13 protein-coding genes and 1 pseudogene are annotated in these 18,933 nt (G+C 70.1%); 4 read left to right on the top strand and 10 right to left on the bottom strand.

The annotated features are described in order from the left end of the window. On the top strand, positions 1-1,039 hold a 1,039-nt coding region (locus Aut01nite_RS35775), incomplete at its 5' end, for a hypothetical protein (RefSeq protein WP_204037869.1). A gap of 205 nt (positions 1,040-1,244) precedes the next feature. Here Aut01nite_RS35775 and Aut01nite_RS35770 read toward each other — a convergent pair. From Aut01nite_RS35770 to Aut01nite_RS35760, 3 genes are all read right to left on the bottom strand, one after another. Further along, positions 1,245-2,672, bottom strand: coding sequence for a HEAT repeat domain-containing protein (locus Aut01nite_RS35770; RefSeq protein ID WP_152628437.1), 1,428 nt, complete (start codon positions 2,670-2,672; stop codon positions 1,245-1,247). A 115-nt stretch (positions 2,673-2,787) separates the two neighbouring features. Next, positions 2,788-6,399, bottom strand: a complete 3,612-nt coding sequence (gene metH, locus Aut01nite_RS35765) for a methionine synthase (protein WP_083998430.1) — start codon at positions 6,397-6,399, stop codon at positions 2,788-2,790. Between the two features lie 117 nt (positions 6,400-6,516). After that, positions 6,517-8,157: a bifunctional 3'-5' exonuclease/DNA polymerase gene (locus Aut01nite_RS35760; RefSeq protein ID WP_043521600.1), complete on the bottom strand. Its 1,641-nt coding sequence runs from the start codon at positions 8,155-8,157 to the stop codon at positions 6,517-6,519. A 200-nt stretch (positions 8,158-8,357) separates the two neighbouring features. On the opposite strand from Aut01nite_RS35760, the gene Aut01nite_RS35755 reads away from it, so the two are divergent. Together Aut01nite_RS35755 and Aut01nite_RS35750 are read left to right on the top strand one after the other, a co-directional pair. Further along, complete coding sequence (locus Aut01nite_RS35755; protein WP_043521599.1) at positions 8,358-8,543, top strand: hypothetical protein; 186 nt, start codon at positions 8,358-8,360, stop codon at positions 8,541-8,543. A 51-nt stretch (positions 8,544-8,594) separates the two neighbouring features. Beyond that, positions 8,595-10,412 (top strand): HEXXH motif domain-containing protein, encoded by a 1,818-nt coding sequence (locus tag Aut01nite_RS35750; RefSeq protein WP_043521598.1) that lies wholly within the window; start codon positions 8,595-8,597, stop codon positions 10,410-10,412. Between the two features lie 242 nt (positions 10,413-10,654). Here Aut01nite_RS35750 and Aut01nite_RS35745 read toward each other — a convergent pair whose 3' ends face one another. From Aut01nite_RS35745 to Aut01nite_RS35715, 7 genes are all read right to left on the bottom strand, one after another. Further along, a complete protein-coding gene (locus Aut01nite_RS35745) occupies positions 10,655-11,557 on the bottom strand; it encodes a carbohydrate ABC transporter permease (RefSeq protein WP_043521595.1) in 903 nt (300 codons plus the stop codon). Between the two features lie 11 nt (positions 11,558-11,568). Next, positions 11,569-12,468 carry a carbohydrate ABC transporter permease gene (locus Aut01nite_RS35740; RefSeq protein ID WP_043521594.1) on the bottom strand — a complete coding sequence of 300 codons (900 nt, stop codon included), beginning with the start codon at positions 12,466-12,468 and terminating at the stop codon, positions 11,569-11,571. Between the two features lie 22 nt (positions 12,469-12,490). Beyond that, positions 12,491-13,924 carry an N-acetylglucosamine/diacetylchitobiose ABC transporter substrate-binding protein gene (gene ngcE / locus Aut01nite_RS35735; RefSeq protein WP_043521592.1) on the bottom strand — a complete coding sequence of 478 codons (1,434 nt, stop codon included), beginning with the start codon at positions 13,922-13,924 and terminating at the stop codon, positions 12,491-12,493. A gap of 25 nt (positions 13,925-13,949) precedes the next feature. Further along, complete coding sequence (locus Aut01nite_RS35730; RefSeq protein ID WP_043521590.1) at positions 13,950-14,807, bottom strand: carbohydrate ABC transporter permease; 858 nt, start codon at positions 14,805-14,807, stop codon at positions 13,950-13,952. Further along, on the bottom strand, positions 14,807-15,772 hold the full coding sequence (locus Aut01nite_RS35725; RefSeq protein ID WP_043521589.1) for a carbohydrate ABC transporter permease: 966 nt from the start codon (positions 15,770-15,772) through the stop codon (positions 14,807-14,809). The genes Aut01nite_RS35730 and Aut01nite_RS35725 overlap by 1 nt, the downstream gene beginning before the upstream one ends. Before the next feature lie 67 nt (positions 15,773-15,839). Beyond that, the gene (locus Aut01nite_RS35720) at positions 15,840-17,150 is read right to left on the bottom strand and encodes an extracellular solute-binding protein (protein WP_043521588.1); all 1,311 of its coding nucleotides are present in this window, start codon (positions 17,148-17,150) and stop codon (positions 15,840-15,842) included. A gap of 36 nt (positions 17,151-17,186) precedes the next feature. Then, complete coding sequence (locus tag Aut01nite_RS35715; RefSeq protein WP_043521586.1) at positions 17,187-18,170, bottom strand: MurR/RpiR family transcriptional regulator; 984 nt, start codon at positions 18,168-18,170, stop codon at positions 17,187-17,189. A gap of 543 nt (positions 18,171-18,713) precedes the next feature. Here Aut01nite_RS35715 and Aut01nite_RS35710 point away from each other — a divergent pair. Further along, positions 18,714-18,933 (top strand): annotated as a pseudogene (locus tag Aut01nite_RS35710) (hypothetical protein); the annotation flags it as partial.

Genomic DNA, 18,933 nt, shown 5'->3' with positions numbered 1-18,933 from the left:
CGGCCGCGGGTTGCTGAGCAGCCGCCGGTACCGCCGGAGACTGCTGCCCGGTTGCGGCAGGCGGCACGGCCGCGGGTTGCTGCGGAGCAGGCTGCGCAGGCGGTTGTACGGCCGGAGGCTGCCCGGGCGCGGTCGGCGGCGCGGCCGCGGGTTGCTGAGCAGCCGCCGGTACACCCGGAGACTGCTGCCCGGGCGCGGCCGGTTGAGCGGGCGCCTGTCCGGCTGGCCGCTGCGGAGCCGGAGGCCGCTGCGGCGTGGGCTGCTGGGCTGCGGGCTGCTGCGGCGCCGAAGGCTGACCAGCCGGTTGCTGACCGGCAGGGCGCTGCGGCCGGGGTGGCTGGGCTGCGGGCTGCTGAGCTGCCGGCTGCTGCGGCGCCGAAGGCTGACCAGCCGGTTGCTGACCGGCAGGGCGCTGCGGCCGAGGTTGCTGGGCTGCGGGCGGCTGGGCGGCCGGGCGCGGGCCGGGCTGGGCGGCCGGGCGCGGGCCGGGCTGGATGACCGGACGGCCCGGCGGCTGCGGGATCATCTGCTGGAGGATCCGGTCGATGACCCGGTCGACCGCCTGGGCGACGGCACGCTCGCCGGGCTGGCGGTAGGGGCGCTGGGCCGCCCGTTCGATGTGCTGGAGGGCCCGCTGTACGGCGTGGTGCACGGCCCGTTCGACGACCCGCTCGACGGCCCGGTGGCCGGACATCGGGCTGACGTTCTCGCGGACGGATCGGGCCGCTTCCCGGACCGACTGCCGGACCGCCCGGTCGACGACGCGCGGCGGCGCCTGGTAGCCGGACTGCCGGAGCACCTGGTTGACGGCCTGCCGGACGGCCATCTGCATGCCCTGTTCGATCGACTGCGGTCCCGGCGGCGGCATCCGATGCGCGTCGGCGCTCTCGGCGGCCGAACCCACCTGCTGGATCATGGGCGTGGCCGCGGCGGGTCCCATGCCGATCGTCGCGCCGGTGACCAGTCCGATCCCCAGCATCAGCATTCGCGTCAGCCTGTTCATATCGCTCCCTCCGAAAGATGGCTGGACAAGCGCTAGCCGACCACGGGAGCCTTCGAGCACACCGCCGATTCCCCACGAATCGGCTTTTCCTCTCATTTTCCCGGTACGAACAGCCACATCCGCGAAAGCAGGTTTAGCCCCGGAACCATGGACCCGCCGGCAGGAGACATGCGACGGACCCGCCGGCGCGAGCCGTGCGACGAACCCGCGGGCACCGGACACCGACGGCGGGCCGGAGAGCCTAGCGGCGTCGGCGGCTCAGCGCGAGGGCCGCGGCCTCCCGGACAAAACCACTCGGATCGGTCGAGAGCAGGATCAAGATCTCATCGGGGTACGGGAGCAGATGCACCGCCGTCCCCACCACCCGATGACGGACCGTCACATCGCTGTCGCCGGCCAGAGCATTGACCAGCGACTCCCACCGCCCGGTGATGTCACCGACGGTGGCGAGCCCGCTGAGAACGGCGGCCCGCACCCCCGCATCCGGATCCCGTGCCAGCGACCGGATCCGCTCCTCGGCCCGCGGATCCTCGTCGACCAGCCGGGCCAGGGCCTTCGCGGCGTGGGCGCGCTGCCGCGGGTCGGCGGAGGATGCCCCGGCGAGCAGCATGCCGGCCGCCTGCGCGCCACCGATCTCGCCGAGCGCCGCCTGTGCCCGGTCCCGGACCGCCGGGTCGTCGTCGCGGAGCATGATCTGTAGCGTCGCCTGTGCCGGGCCGCCGTCGCCCTCGTCCCGGCCGAGCCGGCCCAGCGCGTACGCCAGCCGCCGCCGGACCCGCGGCTCCGGATCGGTGGTCAGCGGGCTGAGCGGCGCCACGGCCGCCGGGTCACCCTGACCGGCGAGGAGGTCGATCGCGGCCGCCCGTACCCCGGGATCCTGATCCTGCAGACCGCCGACCAGCAGGGTGACCGCCGCCGCGTCGCCGGGAAGGCCGGCGAGGGCCTCCAGCGCCGGCACCCGGATCTTCGGATCCGGATCGGAGGCGGCCCCGCCGAGCAGGGTGACGTCCGCCGGCTCGACGATCGGCTCCAGCAGCCGCAGCGCGGCGGCGCGCTGCCCGGACGATCCGTTGCCGATCATGTCGGTGAGCAGCCACCGGGCCATGGCGCCGCCGGACCGGATCAGGCCGTCGATCGTCTCGTGCAGCAGGTACTGGTCGCCCATGTCGACCTCGGCCGCGGCCACCAGGTCGGGGAGGGCGGTCACGCCCGCGACGTCGGCGAGCAGCAGGGCGGTCAGGTCACGGCCGTCGGCGTCGGCCCGGCGGAGGAAGTGGGCGAGTTGTTGCCGCAGCGCGTCCGGCAGGGTCCCGGCGGCGGCCGCGGCCACCGTGCCGGCGACGAACTCGACGGTGTCCCGGTCGACGTCGAGGTGTTCGGCGTGCTCGTGCAGACGCCGCAACGCCTCGCTCGGCTCCATCACCGGCCCACTCTCACACACCACCGCCACCCCACCGGCATCCCTACCCGCACCGGCACCCCAGCGGTCGTCATACGCCGAGGGGCTGTCCGCGCAACAACAGATCTTGCCCGGCCGGCTCTCACCGCTGTCTCCCGCGCGCTGCGACAACAGCGACAGCCGGCCGCGGTCCTCCGGCTGGGTCACCACTGCCGTCTCGGCGGCGGCGAGACAGCAGTCAGCGCCAGCCGAGGTCTTCCAGCCGATCACCAGTGCTGTCTCGGCGGCGGTGAGACAGCACGGAGAGCCGGCCGGAAGGAACGGGCGCCGACCGGTCCACCTGTCAACGGACGGTCGGCGCCCCCCCTCGACGTGCGGGGAAGGGTCAGTCGATGGAGTAGGCGAGGTTGGGGCGCAGCCAGCGCTCGACCTCGGCGACCGGGACCCCGCGGCGGGCGGCGTAGTCCTCGATCTGGTCCTTGGCGAGACGGCCGACGGTGAAGTACTTCGCACCGGGGTTGGCGAAGATCAGGCCGCTGACCGCGGCGGCCGGCATCATCGCGTACGACTCGGTCAGGCCCACCCCGATCGCGGCGGTGCCGAGCAGCTCGAAGAGGTCCTTCTTCTCGCTGTGGTCGGGGCAGGCGGGGTAGCCGAGGGCCGGCCGGATGCCGCGGAACCGTTCGGCGTGCAGGTCCTCGATGGCCGGCTGGGCGTCCGGCTCGAACCAGTCGCGCCGGGCCTTGAGGTGCAGGTATTCGGCGAACGCCTCGGCCAGCCGGTCGGCGAGGGCCTTGACCATGATGGCCCGGTAGTCGTCGTGCTCGGCCTCGTACTTCGCGGCGAGTTTGTCGGCGCCGTGGATGGCGACCGCGAACCCGCCCAGGTGGTCGCCGGAGCCGGCCGGTCCGATGTAGTCGGCGAGGCAGCGGTTGGCGCGGCCGGCCGGTTTCTCGGTCTGCTGGCGCAGCATCGGGAAGGACGCCCCGTTCGCCAGCAGGATGTCGTCGCCGTCGGCGTGCGCGGGCCAGAAGCCGTAGAGGCCGCGGGCCTGGAACGAGCCCTCGGCGATGATCTGGTCGAGCAGCGTGTTGGCGTCGTCGAACAGCTCCTTGGCGACCGGCTGCTGCAGGATCGCCGGGTACTTGCCCTTCAGTTCCCAGGCCAGGAACAGGAACTGCCAGTCGATCAGCGTGCGCAGTTCGGCGATGGTGGGCGCGACCTCGCGGACCCCGGTGAACGCGGGGGTGGGAAGGTCCTCGAAGTCGACCTTCTCGCGGTTGGCGCGAGCCTGGGCGAGGGTGAGCAGCGGCTGGGAGTGACGCTGCTCGTGCTGCACGCGCAGGCGCTCCTGCTCGATCCGGTTGGCCTCGTCGAGTCTCTGGGCGCGCGCCGGGTCGAGCAGGTCGGCGACGACGCCGACGACCCGGGAGGCGTCCAGCACGTGCACGGTCGGCGACTCGTACGCCGGCGCGATCCGCACCGCGGTGTGCTGCTTGGAGGTGGTCGCCCCGCCGATCAGCAGCGGGATCTTGAGGCCGCGCCGCTGCATCTCGGCGCCGACCGCGACCATCTCGTCCAGCGACGGTGTGATCAGGCCGGACAGTCCGATCACGTCGGCGCCCTCGGCCACCGCGGTGTCCAGGATCTTGGCGGCGGGGACCATCACGCCGAGGTCGATCACCTCGTAGTTGTTGCAGCCCAGGACCACGCCGACGATGTTCTTGCCGATGTCGTGGACGTCGCCCTTGACCGTGGCGAGCACCACCTTGCCCTGGCCGCGGTGATTGCCGCTCTCGGCTTTCTCCTTCTCCATGTAGGGCAGCAGGTACGCCACCGACCGTTTCATCACGCGGGCGCTCTTGACCACCTGCGGCAGGAACATCTTGCCGGACCCGAACAGGTCGCCGACGATGCTCATGCCGTCCATCAGCGGGCCCTCGATGACGTCGAGCGGCCGCGGCAGTTTGAGCCGCGCCTCCTCGGTGTCGGCCTCGATGAAGTCGACGATGCCGTGCACGAGGGCGTGGCTGAGCCGCTCCTCGACAGGCGCCTCACGCCAGGACAGGTCGACCTCGCGTTTGGCCCCGGAGCCGGTGACCGTGGAGGCGAAGGTGACGAGCCGGTCGGTGGCGTCCGGGCGGCGGTCGAAGATCACGTCCTCGACGAGCTCGAGGAGGTCGGCGGGGATGTCCTGGTAGACGGCGAGCTGACCGGCGTTGACGATGCCCATGTCCAGGCCCGCCTTGACGGCGTGGAACAGGAACGCCGAGTGCATCGCCTCGCGCACGATGTCGTTGCCGCGGAAGGCGAAGGACAGGTTCGAGATGCCTCCGGAGGTACGGGCTCCGGGGCACCGCTGCTTGATGAGCGGGAGCGCCTCGATGAAGTTCTTCGCGTACGGGTTGTGCTCGGCGATGCCGGTGGCGACCGCGAGCACGTTCGGGTCGAAGATGATGTCGGTCGGGTCGAACCCGTCGGCCACCAGCAGGTCGTAGGCCCGGGCACAGATGGAGACCTTGCGCTCGGCGGTGTCGGCCTGGCCCTGCTCGTCGAAGGCCATCACGACGACACCGGCGCCGAAGTCCCGGATCCGCCGCGCCTGGGCGAGGAACTGCTCCTCGCCCTCCTTCAGGCTGATCGAGTTGACGACGCCCTTGCCCTGCACGCACTTGAGGCCGGCTTCGAGCACCGAGAACTTCGAGCTGTCGATCATGATCGGGATCCGGGCCACCTCGGGCTCGGTCGCGATCAGGTTCAGGAAGGTGACCATGGCCCGCTCGCTGTCGAGCAGGTCGGCGTCCATGTTGACGTCGAGCAGGTTCGCGCCGCCGCGCACCTGCTCCAGGGCCACGTCGACGGCGGCCTGGTAGTCGTCGGCCTCGATGAGCCGGCGGAACTTGGCCGAGCCGGTGACGTTGGTCCGCTCACCGATCATCACGAAGCCGGTGTCCGGGCCGATCGCGAACGGCTCCAGGCCGCTGAACCGGGTGGTCGGCGCGGGCGGGTCGATGACGCGCGGAGCCGCGCCGGCCACCGCGGAGGCGACCGCCGCGATGTGCGCCGGGGTGGTGCCGCAGCAGCCGCCGACGATGTTGACCAGGCCGTCGGCGGCGAAACCCTGAAGGAGCCCGCCGGTGACCTCGGGTGTCTCGTCGTAGCCGCCGAACGCGTTCGGCAGGCCCGCGTTCGGGTGGGCGGCGACGTACACGTTCGACAGGCGGGCCAGGTCGGTGACATGCGGGCGGGCCTCGGTCGCGCCGAGCGCGCAGTTAACCCCCACGATCAGCGGGTCGGCGTGCTCGATGGACCGCCAGAACGCCTCGACGGTCTGCCCGGAGAGGGTCCGCCCGGACAGGTCCACGATGGTCACCGAGATCCACAGCGGGATCTCCGGGGCGACCTCACGGGCCGCCGCGACGGCCGCCTTCGCGTTCAGCGTGTCGAAGATCGTCTCGATCAGGAACAGGTCGACGCCGCCTTCGGCCAGCGCCGCCATCTGCTCCGCGTACGTCGTCTTGACCTGGTCGAAGGTGACCGCGCGGTACGCCGGGTCCTCGACTTTCGGCGACAGCGACAGGGTCACGTTGAGCGGGCCGACCGAACCGGCCACGAACCGGCGCCGCCCGTCGCGTTCCCGCGCTTCGTCGGCCGCCTGCCGGGCCAGCCGGGCGCCCTGCACGTTCATCTCCCGCACCAGGTGCTCCAGGCCGTAGTCGGCCTGGGCGATGCTGGTCGCGGTGAACGTGTTGGTGGTGGTGATGTCCGCGCCGGCCGCCAGATACTGCCGGTGGACGTCGAGGATCACGTCGGGCCGGGTGAGGATCAGCAGGTCCGGGTCGCCGGTGACGTCCTTCGGATGGTCGGCGGGGATCAGGTCGCTGCGGTAGTCCTCCGGCGCGAGTTTCGCGCCCTGCAGCATCGTGCCCCAGGCCCCGTCGAGCACCAGGATGCGCTCGGCGAGCAGTTCGCGCAGTTCAGAGACCGTTCCAGTCAACGCAACACCTCCGAGATGAGTCGGAGGCGCCCTTGTTTCGGGTGATTCACCGGTCGAGCGTGACGGGTGGGCCCGCTGCAGCGCCTCTCGGCCGGAGAACCCACGATACCGACTCTTCTACTTCGCGTCGGCGTAGGCACCAACCACTGAGACGTCCAGCGGGAAACGGACCCGGGTCGCGCCGAACAGCAGCCGGCCCGCCGCCAGGCCGCTCTCCCGGACCGCCGCGACCACACTGTCGGCCTGATCGGCGGGGCAGTGCACGACCACCTCGTCGTGCACGAACAGGACCAGCTCGGCCGCGGTGCCGCGCAGCGCGGTCCGCAGGGTGGCGAGCAGCACCAGCGCCCACTCGGCGGCGGTCGCCTGAATGACGAAGTTGCGGGTGAACCGCCCCCGGGCCCGGCCGGGTGGCGGCGCCACCTCCTCCGGCGGCTCCAGACCGGCGTCCCGCCCGGCGCCCGATGCCGGTGGGCAGGTGCGGCCCAGCCAGGAACGGACCAGGCCACCGGCCTCGCCGGTCCGGGCGGCCGCCTCCACGTACTCGAAAGCGGTCGGATAGTGCCGGCGCAGCACCGCCAGGGCCGGGACGGCGTCGCCGCCGGTCTGCCCGTACATCGCGCCGAGCAGGGCCACCTTGGCCTTGGCCCGGTCACCGCCGAACGCGTCGGCGGCCAGCGCGGCATAGAGGTCGCCCTCGGCGGCGGCCCGGGCCAGCCGGTCGTCGCCGGAGACCGCGGCCAGCACCCGCGGCTCCAGCTGGCTGGCGTCGGCGACCACGAAACGCCAGCCCGGGTCGGCGACCACGGCGCGGCGGACCACCTTGGGAACCTGCAAGGCACCGCCGCCGCGGGTGGCCCAGCGGCCCGAGACGACACCGCCGGGCACGTACTCCGGGCGGAACCGGCCGTCACGCACCCACGCGTCGCACCAGGACCAGCCGTGCGCCGTCCAGATCCGGTAGAGCTCCTTGAACTCCAGCAGCGGGGCGACCGCCGGATGATCGACCTGGCGCAGCACCCAGCGGCGGGTGTTCGGCACGTCGACGCCCGCCCGGTGGAAGGCGCGGACCACCTCGGCGGGCGAGTCGGGGTGCAGATCCCGGGTGCCGAACGCGGCGTTGATCCCGGCGGTCAGCTCGGCGAGGCGGCGCGGCGGGCCGACCGGCTGCGGCGGGCCGAGCAACTCGCGCAGCAGCTCGTCGTGGATGTCGGCGCGCCACGGCAGACCGGTGTGGCCCATCTCGGCGGCGATCAGGGCGCCGGCCGACTCGGCGGCGACGAGCATCCGGAAACGGGCGGGATGGCCGGTCTCCTGGATGCGGCGGGCCTGGTCCTCGTACACCGTCAGCAGGTCCTTGATCTCCACCTGCCCGGCCGGGACCGTGTCGAAGAGCGCACCCTGCGCGAAGCCCGGCGGCTCGGCCTCGGGCCGGAGCCGGTCCGGTGGAACCGGAAGCCCGTGCAGCCGGGCCAGCGCGGCGGCGAGCCCGCGCGGCGCGCCCCAGCGGCCGGCGTGCCCCAGCAGCAGGGCCTCGGTGAGCTCCAGGTCGTGACAGCGGGCGACCCGGACCCCGGCCCGCAGCAGCGCGGGGTAGACGTCGGCGGTGCTGGTCCAGATCCAGCGGGGGCGGTGGGTGGCCTCCCGCCCGGCGATCGCGGCGGCCAGATCATCGACGCGTGCCGGCGGGGCACCGTCGGCGAGATCGACCAGGCTGCCTCCCGGGCCGCCGGGTTCGGGGATCACCGCCACCAACATGCCGTCATTCTCACCCGGGGGTATGACACTTCCGGCCGGACGAAAGACGTCCACCTGACGTGGCGAGTACGGCTTTGCGGATTACCCCGCGGACGGAACCGGCATCGGCTATGTTTCTTCACCAGCCGGTGCAGGAGCGGGGCAATCTTCCCCTTCTCCGCATCACGGCATTTTACCTCTTTAGATGGAGGAAATCGCTGATGCTGATTTCGCCGCCCGCTCCCGTCGTCGAGACCCAGATGGCCTCGCTGACCGAGTACACCCTGCGAGAACTCCGCTTCCACAACAGCCCGGCACTCACCGAGACGGTGCGGATCGTGCTGCGTCAGGTCGAACACCCGAGCGCGAACCTGGGCGGATCCGGCCCGCCCGGGCACAGCGACTGATCGACGCCCCGGCACAGGCCCGCGAACCCCCGACGCAGAGCAGGACGGCCGATGACCATCACCAGCAGCACGGACCCGGTACCGATCCAGCTCAGCGCCGAGGACTTCGACCGGCTGGCGGCCGGCGACACCGGGCCGGGGGTGATCCGGCAGCTGATCGCCATCGAGCACAGCCGGCGCCTGGCCCTGCTCCTGGCGACGCTGAAGGCGGCGGCCGAGAACCCCTTCTCGGCCGGTCCGCTGCCGTCGGCTGAGCGGACCTGGGACAGCCTGGAAGAGATCCAGGCGCAGGCCCCGGACGCGGTGGCAGCGGTGCTCCTCCATCCCCCGGTCGGCCGCTGGCTGGCCCACCTCATGCGCCGGCACCACGGCGGCACCGGCGGCCGTACACCCGCCCACATCGACTTCGGCCAGCTGAACACCCTCGCCCTCGCGGCCTCGGCCATCGCGGGTCTCCCGCACCGGACGCGGGTACCGCTACGGGCCGGGCGCGTCTCGATCCCCCGATTCGGCATGGCGGAGTTCGCCGACTGCCCACCCTGGGACCTCGCCGACGCCTGGACCACCGGCGGCGTCATCCACCTGCGCCACGGCGCGGTCACCGTCGAGGCCTCCGGAACGACCGACACACCCGGGTGGGCTGGACTCCGCTCCGTCACCGCCACCGCGGACGGCCTCACTCTCACGGTCTTCGTCGACGACCTGGACCCGTGGCGGGATGTCGCCGACCCGATCGATCCGGTCCGGCTCAGCCCGGCGGAGTTCGCCACCTGGGAACGGTTGCTCCAGGAGGCGTGGACGCTTCTGGTGACGCATCACCGCCCGGCGGCCGAGGGTCTCGCCGCCGGATTCACCTCACTGGTTCCCCTTCCCGCCGAACACGACGGGGACACCCGCAGCGCGTCGAGCGGCGAGGCCTTCGGCACCATCCTGTGCTCACTGCCCCCGGACGCGGTCACCCTCGCGGTCGCACTGGCACACGAGTTCCGGCACATCAAACTGGACGGCCTGATGCACCTGGTCGAACTGAGCGAAGGCGCGGGCATCCCCTGCCTCTACGCACCGTGGCGCGACGATCCCCGCCCGGCCGGCGGCCTGCTGCAGGGCATCTACGCGTTCCACGGCATCGCCGGATTCTGGCGATCCCAGCGGCGTGTCCCGGGCCACCCCCGCCCGAGCCTCCCCGACTTCGAGTACGCCTACAGCCGCGCCCAGACCCGGCACGCGATCAGGATCGTCCTGGCCGACGGCGTCCTCACCCCTTGGGGCCGCCGATTCGTCGAACGGCTGGCCGCCTCGATGGACGACTGGTCGGACGACGACCTGGATCCCGAGGCCGCGGAACTCGCCGCCCTGGTCACCGACAGCCACCGGGCGGGCTGGCTGATCCGGCACCGGCACCCACACCCCGATCGGGTGGCCGCCCTGGCGGAAGCGTGGCGCGAGGGCACCGAACCCGGGCCCGGCGCTCCCGGCGCCGACGTCCGGCCCGACCCGGCGATGCGGCGATGGTCCGGTGCCCGGCTGGGACTGGCCCGATGCCGCCTGGTGGCCCCGGACCAGTACGCCGAGGCCCACCGAACCGGCTGGGGAGCTCGGCTCAGCACGGCGGACCTGCGGCTGTTCGCCGGTGACGCCACCTCGGCCGTCCGGCTCTTCACCGCCGACCTGGCCGCGGACCCGGAGTCGGCGGACGCCTGGACCGGCCTCGGCCTGGCACTGCGGCGCTCCGGTGACACGGCGGCCGGCACCGTCCTTCTCCAGCACCCCGATCTGGTGTCGGCGCTGCACCGCGAGCTGGCGGGCGCGGCGGAGCCCGCCGAACTGGCCGGCTGGCTCGCCCGGATCCTCCCGGGTGGACCCGCCTAGCGAAGCTGTCCGGACGGCTCCTGCCGTAGCGCAATCAGCCACCTGGCAGTTCCCGGCCCCGGCGTCCCGCACACTCACCGGATGGCGCACGGTCGCGGCGTCAGCCTCCGGCTCCCGGGTAGCGCTCGCTGTCGCGGGGAATCTCGCCTTTGATCTGCGGGCGCTGGACCGGCGCGCGCCGAGGAGCGCGGGTCGGCGGGCCGACTGCAATGTCGACCCGCTTGCCCTGTGACCGCGGGTCGCTACTTGACCGCGCCGGCGGTGAGGCCGGCCTGGATCTGCCGCTGGAAGATGGCGTAGACGATGATCATCGGGATGATGCTCATGGTGAGCGCGGCGAACAGCGTCGACCATTCGGCGTGGTAACCGGCCTGCGTCGAGATGTTGGCGATGCCCTGGGTGAGCACCCACTTCTCCTCGGCGCCCTGCCCCTGCATGATCACCAGCGGCAGCAGGTACTGGTTCCACTGCCCGACGATGTTGAAGATCGTGATGCTGACCAGGCCGGACTTCGCCATCGGCATCATGATCTGGAAGAACTTGCGGGTGTGTGAGGCGCCGTCCATGGTCGCGGCCTCGTCGATCTCGTGCGGCAGCGTCTTGAAGAAGGCGGCCAGGAAGAACACCGTGAACGGCAGCGAGTAGGCGATGTACACCAGGATCAGGCCGACGTACGAGTTCAGCAGCCCCATGTTCTTGAGGATGTGGAACAGCGGCGCGAGGGCCATGAACGTCGGGAACGCCAGCCCGGACACGAACAGGTAGTAGATGACCCGGTTGCCGAAGAACGTGTAGCGGGCCAGCACGTACGCGGCCATCGCCCCGAACAGCATGGTCCCGGCGGTGGCCACGAGCACCACGACGACGCTGTTGAGGAAGTACCGGCCGATGTGCGCCTGGTCCCACGCGGAGAAGTAGGTCTCCAGCGAGAACGTGGCCGGCAGCGCGAACGGCTCGCCGAGGAAGATCTCGGTGTTGGTCTTGAACGAGGCCAGGACCACCCAGATCAGCGGCCCGGCGGTGACCAGGGCCCAGAAGACCAGGGCGATGTGCGCGAGGCCGTTGAAGGCCCGTACCTCGCGGTGGGTCTTCTCGCTCTGCCGGACGGCTCTCACGGGGGCGGCCACGGTGGTGACGTTACTCATGGCGTCGCCTCTCAGACGGCTTCCCGGCGCGTGACCCGCAGGGTCAGCGCGGCGAAGGTCAGGGTCAGGAAGAACAGCACCACGCCGAGGGCGGAGGCATAGCCGACCTGGGAGTACTCGAAGGTGTTGCGGTAGATCATCATGGCCAGCACCGAGGTCGCGCCGTCCGGGCCACCACGGTCCACGGTCATGATGTTGACCAGTGCGAACGCGTCGAACGCGGCGATGCCCAGGTAGATCCAGCCGGTCTGGATGGTGTTCCAGAGCAGCGGCACGGTGATCCGGAAGAAGAGCGTGACGCGGGTGGCGCCGTCCAGCGCGGCGGCCTCGTAGACCTCGTGCTCGATCGAGCCCATCCCGGCGGAGAACAGCACCACGTAGAAGCCGACCGCCTGCCAGACCAGGACGGCCAGGATGCAGGTCAGCGCCCAGCGCTCGTCGGCCAGGAACAGCCACGGCGCCCACGAGTCCGGGAAGAGGCCGTTGAGCATGCCGCTCTTGTCCGAGGCGAACACCCGGCCGAAGATCACCGCGACGATGGCGAGGGCCATCAGCTGCGGGAAGAAGAAGATCACCCGGTAGAACTTGGAGCCCCACACGCCCCGGGTCATCCCGCCCTTGGAGCCGCCGCCGACGTTCAGCAGGAACGCGAAGACCAGGGCCAGCGCGATCGTCACGATCGGCAGCAGGATCAGCAGGTAACCGTTGTGCAGCAGGGACTTCTTGAAGAGCGGGTCGTCGGCGAGCTTCACGAAGTTGTCGAAGCCGACGTACGTGATCGGGCCGAAGCCGGACCAGCTGGTGAACGCCAGCTGGAAGGTCTGGATGTACGCCGCCACCACGAAGATGGCGTAGAGCGCCACGGGCACGGCGAGGAAGCCGATGATGAAGGGATACTTACCGTGCCGCATGGCGCTCTACCTTCGTCCTCTACTAGCTACGGGTCTGCTTCTGGACCGAGGAGTCCTTGGCCACCGCCTGGGAGGCCGCCTCCATCCGGTCGCAGAACTTCTGCGCGTCGCCGCCCTTGAACATCAGGTCGTTGACGGCGCTGAGCGACTCGTCGTTCAGCTTCTTGTACCAGGTGTCGAACAGGTAGCCCATGAAGACGTCCTTGCCGGCCTTGCCGAGCGCCTCGTTGGCACTGGTCAGGCCGGGCGACAGCTCGACGCCGTCGGCGGCGCCGGTCACCACGGTCAGGCTCTTGGTGAGCTTGGTGAACTCGGTCGCCGCCGCCTTGGACAGCATGACCCGCAGGTACTCCATGCCGCCGCGCGGGTTCTTGCCCTTCGAGGAGGCGAAGTAGATCTCGCCGGCCGCGGCGTTCAGGGCGGCCGCCGGGAGCTTGTCCGCGGAGGTGACGCTCGGGTACGGCGCCACCGCGTACTTGAAGGTCGGCGGGGTGTCCTTGGCCTGCTCGTTCTCCAGCCAGGAGCCGCACGGGTAGAAGGCGACCTTGTCCTGGTTCTGGCGCAGCTGGACCTCGGTGTGCTTGAGGCCGAGGAACGACTTGTCCAGGTACTTGTTGCCGATCTCGCCCCAGGCCTTCGCGGCCTCGAGGACGGCCGGGGCGGTCCAGGCGCCCGCCTTCAGGTTGTCGATGTCCTTGAGGACCTGCTCGGTGCCGATCTTCCCGGCGCTGGTGAGCAGGGCACGGACCATGTAGTACGCGGCGTTCGCGCCGGCGTAGCCGAACGGGACGATGCCCGCCGCCTTGATCTTGTCGCACAGGGCGGTGAAGTCGGACCAGGTGGCCGGCAGCGTCCAGTTGTTCTTCTTGAACAGCTCGGCGTTGTACCACATGCCGAAGACGGTGTACGAGTAGTTCACCGCGTACGGCTTGCCGTTGTAGCTGCCCCACTCGAGGGTGCCGGGGACCAGGGTCTCGGCCACCGTCTTGCCCGCGATGTCGAAGGACGGGGCGGCGTACAGGTCGGTGAGGTCCTGCGCCTGACCGGCCGCGACGATCGCGCCGAAGTCCATCATCTTCGCGCCCGAGTTGTTGATCATGTCGGGGGCGTCGCCGGCGTTGAGCCGGGGCTGGACCGTGGTCGCGATCTCCTGGGTGGCCGAGTACTTGACCTCGGACTCCGGCCACTTCTTCTTGTACATCGGGGTGTCGACGTCGGTGGCGTACTTGGTGCCGAGACCACCGTCGAAGATGACGATCTCGACGGGCGACTTCGGGTCGATGCCGAGCGGGTTGTCGGCGGACTTGGCGCCGGTCGCCTGGGTGGCGGGCTCCTCGGAGCCACCACCGACGCACGCGCCGAGCAGGCCGGCCGCCGGGGTCGCCGCCAGGCCCACCGCGGCAGCACGACGCAGCACGGTACGGCGGTCGAGCTCGGAGTTCGTTATCTCAGACATCGATGTCCTTTCAGGTTGTGAAACGTCAGCCCTTGACCGCGCCGGCGGTGAGACCGGAGGCGATGTTGCGCTGGACGGCGAGGAAGAAGATCACGACGGGGATGGAGGTGATGATCGCGCCCGCCATCAGCGGACCCCAGTAGGTGCCCCGGCTCGTCTGGTTCTGCATCAGCCAGGCCATCAGGTTCTGGTGCTCGGGGTCGTTGAGCGTGTTGATGATGATGAACTCGTTCCAGGCCTGGATGAAACCGTAGACCGAGGTGGCGACCAGGCCCGGCCCGGTGAGCGGCAGGATGACCCGCCAGAACACCTGGGCCCGGGTGCAGCCGTCGATCATCGCGGCCTCGTCGAGCTCACGCGGGATGCCGGCGATGAAGCCACGCAGCGTCCACACCGTGTACGGCAGCAGCAGCACCACGTAGACCAGCGTCACGCCGATGATGCTGTCACCGGTCAGTTCCGCGCTCTGCAGCATCAGGAAGATCGGGATCAGCAGCGCGACGAACGGGACCAGCTGCACCGCGAGGACCACCAGGATGATCGCCCGGCGCCCGTAGAACCGGAAGCGGGCCACCGCGAGTGCCGCCAGGAAGCCGATGATCAGCGAGAACAGCACCGCGACAGCGGTCACGACGATCCCGTTGACCAGGGACGCCTTGAAGTTCGGCGCGTTGAACGCGGACGTGAAGTTGTCCAGGGTGGGGGCTTCCGGGATGAACGTCGGGGTGAAGCTGGACCACTCGGTCTGCGGCTTGAACGACGTGACGAGCACCCAGTAGACCGGGAAGAACATCACGATGGAGAAGACGACGCCACCGAAGTTGGCGAAGAACGTGCCGATCCGGCTGCGCCCGACGGTGAGAGTGCCCTGGTCGGCGGCCATCAGTCCACCTCTCCGATCTTGAACATCTGGCGGATGTAGATCGCCATCGCGCCCAGCAGCAGAAGCACGGTGATCACCGAGATCGCCGAGCCGAGACCGTACTTGTTCTGCGCGAACGCCTGGACGTACGAGTATGTGGCGAGCGTCTGGAACTCCGGCTCCGGCTTACCGTCGCGCATCACCCAGTTCTGCGTGAACAGCCCGAAGTTCCAGATCACCGACAGGGTCGTCACGATCACCAGCAGCGGCTTGAGGATCGGGACGATGATGGCGCGGAACGACTGCCAGGCGTTGGCGCCGTCCACGGTCGCCGCCTCCAGCAGCTCCTTGGGCACCTGGGTGAGGCCGGCGTTCAGGGTGATCGCCAGGAACGGGACACCCGCCCAGACCACGCAGGAGGTGATCACGATCCAGCCCTGGGTGGGGGTGAAGAACCAGGAGTGGTTCTGGAAGTCGACGCCCGGCAGCTTGTCGATCAGGTAGTTGAGGACGCCGACGTCGGAGTCGGTCATCATCTTGAACACCTGCGCCTGCACCAGCGCCGGCAGCGCCCAGACGAACATCATCGCGACGATCATCATGAGCCGGACGGTCTTGCCGACCCGGCGCATCAGCAGCGCCACGCCCAGACCGATCAGCACGGTCAGGAGCACCGACACGGCGGTGAAGAGGATCGTACGCCGCACGACCGCCCAGAACGCCGAGTCGGTCAGCACGTCCAGGTAGTTCTCCAGGCCGGCGAACGGCGCCGTGGCGCCGCTCCAGAGCTGCTTGAGCCCGTAGTCCTGGAAGGAGAGCACGATCATCCGGCCCATCGGGTAGGCCAGTAGCGCGGCCAGCAGCGCCAGCGCCGGGCCGGCCAGCAGCCAGGGCAGGGCCTTGCCGGTGCCGCGCTTCCGCCTCCGGGTCACCGGCGGGCGCGGGCTCTCCTGCACCGGAGCCGGCGGAGTCTCCACGGCGTACATCTGAACTTCCTCTCCTCGAAAGGCCCGCCCACCCGCCTCGGTGAGAGGCGGGCGGGCGACGCCCGGATCAGCCGTTGAGAATCTTGGCGATCTGCTCGTCGGCGGCGGCGGAGGCGTCCGCGACGGACTTCTTGCCGGTCAGGATGTCCGACAGCATGTTCTGCAGCACGTTGGCCTTCTCCACGTCGGCCCACTTGCCGGAGCTCGGCACCGCCCAGCTGTTCTTGGCGGCCTCGGCGCCGACCTTGAGCGCCGGGTTCTCGGAGGCGGCCACGTCGAGCATCGCCGTCGCGTTCGGCAGCGCGTTCGCCTTGATCAGGCCCTTCATCGAGGTGCTGTCGGTGAAGTACTTGATCCACTGAGCGGCCAGCTCCTGGTTCTGGCTCTTCAGCGGCACACCGACGTTCGAGCCGCCGAGCAGCGACGGGATGCCCGGCATCGGGGCGGCGGCCAGCTTGCCCTTGACCTTGGTGTCGACCAGCGGCGAGTTCGCGTCGTTCGGGTCCTTGCGGACCTGCTCAGCGGAGCCCTGCTCCCAGCCGTTGCCGTAGAACATGCCGGCGTTGGCCTGGCTGAACACCAGGTACTGGTCGGCCTCGTCCTTGGTGACGTCCGCCTTCGAGTACTTCTTGACCAGGTCGACCCACTTGTTCAGGCCGTCCTGCGAGGCCGGCTGGGAGAGCTGGCCGACCCACTTGTCGCCGTCCTTCTTGGCGATGTCGCCGCCGTTGGCCTTGACCCAGGACATCGCGGCGTACCAGTAGCGGCCCGGCATGTAGACGGCGCCGAACTTCGGGTCCTTGTTGGCGGCCTGGACCTTGTCGGCGGCCGCGATGAAGTCCTCGTAGGTCTTCGGGGCGTCGGCGACACCGGCGGCCTTGAACAGGTCGGTGCGGTAGATCAGCACCCGGGCGCCGGCGTAGTACGGCACGCAGTAGGTCTTGCCGTCCATCTCGCAGGCGGCGGAGAGGCCGGGCAGCCAGCTCGCGGAGTTCTCGAAGGTGTCCTTCTTGACCTCGCCGAAGGCGCCGGCGTCGACGTACTTCGGGAACTGCGTGTTGCCGAGCTCGACCACGTCCGGGACGTCCGAGCCGGCGAGCGAGGCGTCCAGCTTGGTGAGCACGTTCGCCCACTGCTGGTACTCGACGGTCACGTTGGCGCCGGTGGCGTCGGTGAACCGCTTGCTGGCGTCGTCCACGACGCTCTTCCAGCCGCTCTGGGCGTCGACCATCAGCCAGACCTTGATGGTCTTGCCCTTGCCGTCGACCTTGCCGTCGGCCGAGATGGTGCCGGCGCTGTCGCCGCCGCTGGAACCGCACGCGGCGGTGCCGAGGAGCGAGGCGGCGAGCGCCGCCGCGATCGCAATCTTGCGCTTCACAGTTCCTCCCGAGGGATTCAAATCTTGAGAAAGGGTTCAGCTGTCTTTCGCTGCCTTGTGCCCGTGCACCGCCTGGGCGGTGCGCTGGAACGCGGCGTGCGAACGTTCATGGGTGCGTTGTGCGACGGCGACGTAGAGCAGGTCGAGCACGACCAGCTGCGGGTGCCGTGCGCTGAGCGCGTCCGGCCGGAAGGTCGTCGCCTGGGTTGCGGTGAGCAGGACGATGTCCGCCAACTCGGCCAGCGGGGAACGGGGGAAGCTGGTGAGCGCGATCGTGGTGGCGCCCCGGCTGCTCGCCTCCGCGAGCAGCTCGATCGTCTCGCCGGTCTCGCCGCTGTGCGAGATGCTGAGCGCGACGTCGCCGGGCCTCGACAGGGCGGCGCTGGCCAGACCGTTGTGCACGTCGGTCCAGGCCCACACCGGAATGCCGATGCGGTGCAGACTGAACTGCATCTCCTCGCCGACCAGCGCGCTTCCGCTGGCGCCGAAGATGTTCACGCGCGGAGCGGCGGCGATCGCCACCGCGGCCCGCTCCACCTCGCCCAGGTCGAGCAGCGTGGCGGTGTCGTGCATGGCCCGGGTGTCGGCCGCCATGATCTGCCCCAGGACCCGTTCCAGCGGGTCGTTGGGCTGGATCTCGCGGCCGATGTCCACGGTCCAGCCGGCCGAGCGGGCCCGGCCGGTCTCCGCCGCGATGCCGAGGCGAAGGTCCGCGTACCCGTCGAAACCGACCGCCCGGCAGAACCGGGTGATCGTCGCCGGCGAGGTTCCGCTGCGCTCGGCGAGCTCGACGATGGTGGCCCGGGAGGCCGCGGCGGGGTCGGCGAGCACCTGCTCGGCCACCCGCTGCAGCGCACCGGTGAAATCCGGTAGAAGGGACCGCACGTGAGCGAGGACGCCGTCGGCGAGTCGCTCACCCCCGATCGCGGCCTGATCGCTCCCGTTACGGGCAGCCTGGTCGCGAACCAGGGAGGTGGTCACCGCGGTCGACGCGGTGCCGTCCATCTCCGGCTCAGCCATCGGACACCCTTTCAGGAAGGACTGTTTACTGTCGCGGTAAAAGTTCTTACTAAGGGCCCCTTCCTGTCAAGGCTGTGAAGGAAGTTTTCAGATCGTTACCGCCGCAAGCCGAATGAACAGATGTTTCGCGCGGCCGGATGACAGCCATCGATCCGCAAATGGCCGATACGACGTGGCCGCCATCACATGTCCGATTTAAGACCGTTTTCGGCCTAGCCCGTTCGGGTGATGAATGCTCGGCCGTTCAGGCTATGCGCGATAGTTCGATCGGTCAGTCTCCGTCACGCGGCGAAACGTGGCCGTCACTCAAGAAACAAGATCAAAAAAATTTCCGGTACGGGTTCGCACGCGGGCTGGCACACCACACATGCACGCCACATCCGGGGCCGCGGGCTGCGGCGACAGGCCGGCCCGCATGCTGCGGGCGGAGGCGGTGGTCACCGGCTACGTCATCCTTATGGCCGGAATTCTTCCCTTTGCTGAGCATTCCCGGAGGGCCGTGGAAACATCAGGATGATTGCACCGCAATCCAGGAGAAAAGGCATGCGACTGGTAATCCCTTCCACGCCCGGTGCCCACGCCACGCCTGCCAACGCCCCGGGCCCCAGCCCCGCGCTTGCCGACACCCCCGGCGCCAACCCCACGCTCGCCGACACCCCCGGCGCCAACCCCACGCTCGCCGACACCCCCGTTGCCAACGGCGCAGTCGCCGACACCCCCGTTGCCAACGGCGCGGTCGCCGACACCCCCGTTGCCAACGGCG

Origin of the sequence: Actinoplanes utahensis (assembly GCF_016862455.1) — a bacterium.
GTDB lineage: Bacteria > Actinomycetota > Actinomycetes > Mycobacteriales > Micromonosporaceae > Actinoplanes > Actinoplanes utahensis.
This window is presented reverse-complemented; position numbering and strand designations above follow the sequence as displayed.